The sequence below is a fragment of the Bacillus sp. TL12 genome, assembly GCF_022625245.1.
Lineage (GTDB): Bacteria > Bacillota > Bacilli > Bacillales > Bacillaceae_G > Bacillus_A.
Genome location: NZ_JAJJBY010000171.1, coordinates 1 through 845 on the forward strand (window position 1 = coordinate 1; position 845 = coordinate 845).

At 37.5% G+C, this 845-nt stretch carries 1 protein-coding gene; it reads right to left on the reverse strand.

The features are described from left to right. On the reverse strand, positions 1–767 hold a 767-nt coding region (locus tag LOK41_RS28310; protein ID WP_347269387.1), incomplete at its 3' end, for an IS3 family transposase. Between the last annotated feature and the right edge of the window lie 78 nt (positions 768–845).

An 845-nucleotide genomic window follows, 5' to 3' on the forward strand; every position in this document is an offset into this window, starting at 1 on the left:
AACATCTCCGATTTAAAATGGGAGAAAAATGACTCGATGCAGGCATTATCATGGCAGTTTCCTTTGCGAGAGTGGCTGCCGATGATACCCAAATCTGAAAGTCGTTTGTTGTAGACATGAGATGTGTACTGGAACCCTTGATCTGAATGGAGAATGGTTCCACGCACATCTCTTTTTTGCACCAAATTTTCAAGCGTATCTAATACGAGTTCATTGTCATTGCGTTTAGAGATTTTCCAAGAAACAATTTCATTATTATAAATGTCTTGCACGACAGAGAGATAGCGAAATCCATCTTGGATTCGTAAATACGTAATATCTGTAACGAGCGCTTCATTTTGTTTTCGATTTTTAAATTCACGGTTTAAAACATTCGGAAAAGTATTCGAATAATTCCCTCTAAAGAAGCGTCGCTTCTTACGAATAATAGATTGAATGTTGAGCTCACTCATTAATCGATAAACCTTTTTATGATTTACAAAGAAACCTTCCTCCTGTAAAGCTATTTTCATACGTGGATAGCCGTATTGTTTGTACTTCAGGTGGATAGATTGTATCACTTTTTTTAATTGTTGATCTGCTTCTGATCGTACATTTTTAGCTGTTTTCGCACGGATCCATTTATAATAACCCGCGCGATGTACACCTGCGAATTTAGTAAGCCAAGTGATCGGATATTTCATTTTTAACGATTCAATGATACGATATCGCTCCTTGTGCCTCAGTGCACCTCCATTTACAGATTTGGATAACGCTTTTTTAAATATGCAACCTGTGCCTTGTAGTAGTCTCTCTCTTCCTCCACACTGTTAAAATGGACACGTTTCCCTTTTAGTGGATTAGGA